Annotated in this window: 3 protein-coding genes; all 3 read left to right on the forward strand. The window is 68.2% G+C overall.

Annotation, left to right across the window (positions count from 1 at the left end; all coding sequences use genetic code 11):
• Nucleotides 1-329 precede the first annotated feature (329 nt).
• Complete coding sequence (locus AC27IQ_RS17430) at nt 330-530, forward strand: hypothetical protein (protein WP_487090212.1); 201 nt, start codon at nt 330-332, stop codon at nt 528-530.
• Nucleotides 530-5113: a type I polyketide synthase gene (locus tag AC27IQ_RS17435; protein ID WP_487090210.1), complete on the forward strand. Its 4584-nt coding sequence runs from the start codon at nt 530-532 to the stop codon at nt 5111-5113. The genes AC27IQ_RS17430 and AC27IQ_RS17435 overlap by 1 nt, the downstream gene beginning before the upstream one ends.
• Before the next feature lie 21 nt (nt 5114-5134).
• The coding region (locus AC27IQ_RS17440) for a condensation domain-containing protein (protein ID WP_487090211.1) at nt 5135-6503 on the forward strand (1369 nt) is incomplete at its 3' end.

The raw sequence follows: 6503 nt of genomic DNA on the forward strand, positions 1-6503 counted from the left end.
TGTTGCAGCCCTCGCGGCGGCAGGTGAGTGAGTTATCGACCATTGGTCCCGGCTTGTTTTAGTCACGCCGCTCCACGATGCGCGGCAAGGCGTACCGGCTCCCTGCCGGCCCCCGGATTACCGATGGTGCTGCTTTCGCTAGACTTACAAGCTGCCCCACCAACTGGAAACAGGGCGTTGCAGTGATTGCAATCTGATTTCAGTGGGCCGATTCGGTAAATCCCATCTGGTCCCCCTAAATCCCGATTTATCGCAGTGCGGGGACTGGGTTTATCTCAACTCCCTTCAATTTCTTCGACATCGGCGGCCATTCCTTGTCGCTGGTGCGTGTGCACCGGCTGCTCCAGTCGCGCTGCCAGATCAGTTTGCCCCTGGTCCAGCTTTTCCAGTACCCCACGGTCGAGGCCCTGGCCCGACGAATCCATCAAGGCGCAGAGGCCGCCGCCGGAGCCGAGCAGGCCGACCAACGCGCCTTGCGCCAGCGTGCGGCACTGCTTCAGCGCCGTCAATCCGCAGAAAGAGTGAACTGATGCCGCATACCAACACCCCGCCGGAATGGACCGGCATCGAGATCGCCATTGTCGGCATGGCCGGACGTTTTCCCGGCGCCGACGACGTGGAGGCCTTCTGGCACCAGATCCGGACGGGAACCGAAGCGGTGGAGCACTTCAGCGACGAAGCGCTGCGCCAGCGCGGCGTGCCGCAGTCGCTGTTGGACGACCCCGACTACGTCAAGGCCGGCGTGCCTTTCAGGGGCGCCGACCAGTTCGATGCCGGACTCTTCGGCTACACGCCGCGCGAGGCCGAACAACTCGACCCCCAGCAACGCGTCTTCCTGGAGTGCGCATGGACCGCGCTGGAGCACGCGGGTTGCGATGCCCAGCGTTGGCCGGGCAAGTTGGGCGTGTATGCCGGTGAGGGGCCGCACCTGTACCTGATCCGGCACCTGCTGCCTGCCTTCGGCCTTGGCAAGGACACCGGCATTGCCGAATTGCTGGGGCTGCTCAGCGCCAATGCGGGCAGTTCGCTGTGCACGCGCGTGGCCTACAAGCTCGATCTTCGTGGGCCCGCCGTGACGGTGCAGACCGCGTGCTCCACCTCGCTCGTGGCCGTGCACACCGCGTGCCAGGCGCTGCTCGGCCATGACTGCGACATGGCCCTGGCGGGCGGGGTGTGGCTCAACCTGCTGCAGGAAGACGGCTACCGCTACCAGGCCGGCGCGATTCTCTCGCCCGACGGGCACTGCCGCGCTTTCGATGCCCGCGCCGCCGGCACGGTGATCGGCAGCGGCTGCGGCATCGTGGCGCTCAAGCGGCTGGAGGATGCCCTGCGCGATGGCGACACCGTGCACGCGGTGATCAAAGGCTCCGCCATGAACAACGACGGTTCGGACAAGGTCGGATTCACCGCACCCAGTGTTAACGGGCAGGCCGAGGTGATCCGCGCTGCACAACTGATCGCGGGGGTGGCGGCCGATACCGTGGGCTATGTGGAGGCCCACGGCACCGGCACGGTGCTCGGCGACCCGATCGAGGTGGCCGCGCTGACCCAGGCATTCCGTGCCGATACCGAGCGCAGAGGCTTTTGCGCCCTGGGGTCGGCCAAGAGCCACATCGGCCACCTGGACGCCGCCGCAGGCGTGGCGGGCTTGATTCGTGCGGTGCTGGCGCTCAAGCACCAGACCCTTCCCCCCAGCCTGCATTTTGAGCAGCCCAACCCTTCCATCGATTTCTCCAGCAGCCCTTTCTATGTCAATGCAACTGCACGGCCCTGGCCTCGGGCGGGTGTGCCCCGCCGCGCTGGCGTGAGCTCATTTGGCATCGGCGGTACCAACGTGCACGTCGTGCTGGAAGAGGCACCTGCGCTGCCGGCCCGTTCCGGCGCACCATCGGGGTGGCAGGTCCTGCCGCTGTCGGCGCAAAGCCCCGCAGCGCTGCGGCAGGCCGCGCAGGCCCTGGGCGAGCACCTCGATGCGCACGCTGATACATCCCTGGCCGACGTGGCTTTCACCCTGCAGACGGGGCGCCGCACATTGCCCCTTCGGGCCGCCATCGTCAGTGACGGCGCCACTTCGGCGGCGCGGGAACTTCGGGCGGCCGAAGGGGCGTTGGGGCATCCGGCCCGTGCGCCCGAAGTGCCGCCCGAGGTGGCTTTTCTGCTGCCAGGTGGCGGCACGCAGCATGCCAACATGGGATTGGCCCTGTACCGCAGCGAGCCCGTGTTCCGCGAAACGGTTGATCGGTGCTGCGAGACCCTGAGACAGGCCGAAGGGCTGGACCTGCTGGCCTTGCTCTACCCCCCACCAGGCCAGGAGGCACGGGCCGACGCCCAGCTCGCACGCATCGAGTTCACGCAGCCCGCCCTGTTCGTCGTCGAATACGCGCTTGCCCGCCTCTGGATGTCGCGCGGCGTGCAGCCCACCCTGCTGCTGGGCCACAGTTTGGGCGAATACGTGGCCGCGTGCCTGGCCGGCGTGTTTTCCCTGGACGATGCGCTGCGCCTCGTCGCCCTGCGCGGCCGGCTCATGCAATCGATGCCGGCCGGGGCCATGACAGCCATCGCGTTGCCCGAGTCGGAACTCGCGCCTTTCGTGGCGGCGGGCTGCGACATCGCGGCAGTCAATGGCACCCAGCTGTGCGTTCTCGCCGGGCCTGTGAAGGCCGTGGAGGCAGCGGAGCAGGCCCTGCTCGCCCGCCAGCTCATGCCGCGCCGCCTTCACGTCGAGGTGGCATCGCATTCCGCGATGACTGAAGGCATTGCCCTGGCCTTGCAAAAGGCGGTGGGCGCCGTGCCACGCCATGCCCCGAAAATCGCCTTTCTATCCAATGTCACCGGCCTGCCGATCACGGCGGAGCAGGCGACCGATCCGGCCTACTGGGCCCGGCACCTGCGTGGCACCGTGCGCTTCGCCGACGGACTGGAGGTCATTCTCCGTACCCCGGGTCGTGTGCTGCTGGAGGTCGGCCCCGGCGAAACACTGTCCGGCCTGGCACGCCAGCACCCGCTGGCGCATACGGCGGCCGGGATCTGGCCCAGCCAGGCCCACCCGCAGCAGCAGGTGCACAACGAACGGCAGATGGCGCAAGCCCTGGCCAGCCTCTGGAGCGCGGGCGTGGCGATCGACTGGGCAGCCTGCCATCCCATGGGCCAGCGGCGGCGACTGCCACTGCCGGGCTATGCGTTCCAGCGCCGCCGCTACTGGGTGGATGCTCCGGTGGCAGGGCTGCCTTCGCCTTCGGCGATCGCTCCATCTCTGGCTGGCGAGGCGTTCTACGTGCCTGACTGGAAGTCCATTCCCCCTGCCGAGGCCGTAGTGGCCGAAGCCCGCGCTGGCGCATGCACGCTGGTGTTCGGTGACCGCAGCGATTTCTGTGAACGCCTGCTGCAGGCGCTGCAGCAGCGCTCCGCACCAGGGCACGCCGTGGTGTGGGTGCAGGCCGGTGCGGCCAGCCACCCCATCGGTCCGCTGCACCATGTCGTGCGGCCCGGCCACCGGGCCGATCTCGCGCAGCTGCTGGCGCGCGTGCAGGCGGCACATGGACCAGTGGTGGAAGTTCACCATCTTTGGGCACTGGACACCGCCGTTCCTGTAACCGATGCGGCCCTGGAACGGGGCTATTTCAGCCTGCTCGCCTTCGTCCAGGCGCTGCAGGATTCGGCACTGGGGCGCGAGCAGCCGCTGGCCCTGCGGGTGGTCGCCAACCAGATGGCCGATGTCTCGGGCCTCGATCCCCTGTGCCCTGAAAAAGCCATGCTGGTCGCGCTGTGCAAGGTGATCGGGCAGGAATATCCCCACATCGATTGCAGTGCGACGGACGTGATTCTTCCCTCCAGCATTGACGGCACGGCCTGGCTGATCCGGCAACTGGCGGCCGATGCGCAGCACCGCCGGGAAGACCCCCTGCGGGTCTATCGCGGGCGCAAGGTCTGGCGCCTCGCGTACGAGCCACTACCGCGTCCGGAGATGCCCTCGGGCGCACGCGGCACCGCTCGCCTTCGCCCGCAAGGGGTCTATCTCATCACCGGGGGACTGGGCGGTGTGGGCCTGGCGGTGGCAAGGCATCTGGCCGAGCATTGGCAAGCCCGCCTGGTCCTGCTGGGGCGGACTGCGATGCCCGCGCCCGACCGGTGGGACACCCTGGCGGCGGACCCTGCCCAGCCACCGGCGCTGCGCCAAAAAATGGTACAGCTGATGGAGCTGAAAACTTTGGGTGGCGACGTGCTGACCCTGTCCGCCGACGTGTCCGACCCCTTGCAGATGCAGGCGGCCGTGGCGCAGGCGCGCCAGCGATTCGGCGCCCTGAACGGTGTCATCCATGCGGCCGGCCATGCCAACAGCGGCATGATCGGCCAGCGCAGCGCGGCGGAGGCCCGCGAGGTGTTTGCACCCAAGCTGCGTGGCACCCAGGCCCTGCTGGGCGCCGTGCGTGGTGAGCCGCTGGATTTCGTGCTGCTGTGCTCTTCCATCTCCAGCATGGCGGGCGGATTGGGCATGAGCGACTATGCCGCAGCCAACGCCTACCTGGACGCGGTGGCCGCGCTGGAGCAGCGCACGTCACGCTGTCCGGTGGTCTCGGTCAACTGGGATGCCTGGCGAGACTTGGGTATGGCTGCCGGCCTGGTCCTGCCCCCCGGGGTGGGCATGGACGGCCCGGAAGGCGCGCAAGCCCTGGAGCGCATCGTCAACGGCCCGGCACACGCCCAGGTGGTGATCTCCACCACCGATCTGGCGCAGCGCCTCGGCGACATCGACAACGGCATGCTGGAACTGCTGGAGACAACGCCCGTCCCTGCCGCCGGCCGCAGCCGGCATCCGCGTCCAGTGCTGCCAACGCCCTACGTGGCGCCGGATGGAGACCTGGAGTTGGCCCTGGCCGAGGTCTGGCAGGACATGCTGGGCATGAGCAGCGTCGGCGTGCACGACAACCTGTTCGAGCTGGGGGGCGATTCCCTCCTGGCCATCCAGCTCCTCGCCAGGGTCCGCAAGGCCTACGCCGTGGAACTGCACCCTGCCGCATTCTTCAAGGCGCCCACGCTGGGCGCCCTGGCCCAGCTCGTGGAAGCACGCCTGATCGATGAGATCGAACGCAGTGCGGCTGCCGCCGCTGCCTGACCTCTGTTGCCAAGACCTCCCATGCTCGAAACCCAAGACCTTTCCGCCCGCCGCGCGGGCCTCACGCCTGCGCAGCGCGAGCAACTGCAGCAACGGCTGCGTGGTGCCGCCCAGATGGACGCGGCTGCATTGGCATCCCCGCATGCCATCGGTGTGCGCAGTGAACCGGGGAAAGCCGTCCTGTCGGCGGCGCAGCAGCGGATGTGGTTCCTTTGGCGGCTCGATCCCGCCAGCACCGCCTATCACGTGAGCGGTGGCCTTCGCCTGAGCGGCGCCCTGGATCGCCAAGCCCTCGCCGCTAGCCTGCAGGCCTTGGTGGCACGCCACGAATCGCTGCGCACGGTGTTCCTGGAAAAGGCCGATGGCAACGCCGAGCCCTGCGTGTGGGCCCCGGAGTCCATCGAACTGCCCTTCCTGGACCTGCGTGGCCTGTCGCCCGAGGCACTGGAGGCGCAGCGCAGCCCGGCCGTGCAGGCACTGCGCTGTGCGCCATTCGATCTTGGGAAGGGACCGCTGATGCGGGTGCTGCTCCTTCAAACGGATGCGCAGGCATATGAGCTGCTGGTGGTGATGCACCACATCATTTCGGACGGCTGGTCGGTGCAGGTCATCCTCGACGAACTGGCCCTGCAGTACGCCGCGCGCGTGCAGGGCCACGAGCCTGAATGGGCTGCATTGCCCATCCAGTACGCGGACTATGCCGCCTGGCAGGCGCAATGGCTGGCCGGTGGCGAGAGCGAGCGCCAGTTGGCCTGGTGGCGCGCGCAGCTGGGGGAAGAGCAACCGGCGCTTTCCCTGCACACCGACCGCCCCCGACGCAGCGATGGCCGCTACCGCGCAGCCCAGCACCATATGGTGTTGCCTGAGGCACTCGTGCTGGCGTTGCGCCGGGCTGCGCAAGCCAGGGGTGCCACCTTGTTCATGGCGCTGCTCAGTGGGTTCTTCGCGCTGCTGCAGCGGCATACGGGGCAGACAGACATCCGGGTGGGCGTTCCGGTGGCCAATCGCAACCGGGCGGAAACGGCGGGGCTGGTGGGATTTTTCGTCAACACCCAGGTCCTGAGGGCCCGGCTGGACGGCCGCACGGAGGGGGCGGCGCTGCTGGAGCAGACGCGCGATGCCGCCATCGCCGCCCAAGCTCACCAGGATCTGCCTTTCGAGCATCTGGTGGCGGCCCTGCGGCCTGAACGCAGCCTCAGCACCAGCCCGCTGTTCCAGGTCATGTTCAACCACCTCCGACGGGACCATCGCTCGTTGGCCGGATGGCCGGGTGTCGCCGTCGAGCGGCTGGATTTCGACGAGGAAGCAGCCCAGTTCGAACTGACGCTGCAGACCTGCGAGACCGGTGCGGGCCAGGTCGAGGCCTCGTTCCTCTACGCCTCGGAGCTGT

The organism is Acidovorax sp. KPB24-07, from assembly GCF_057543315.1.

Bases quoted from the DNA above. Each gene is read 5' to 3' on its own strand.
- AC27IQ_RS17435 (WP_487090210.1), top strand. From the start codon at position 530: ATGCCGCATACCAACACCCCGCCGGAATGGACCGGCATCGAGATCGCC.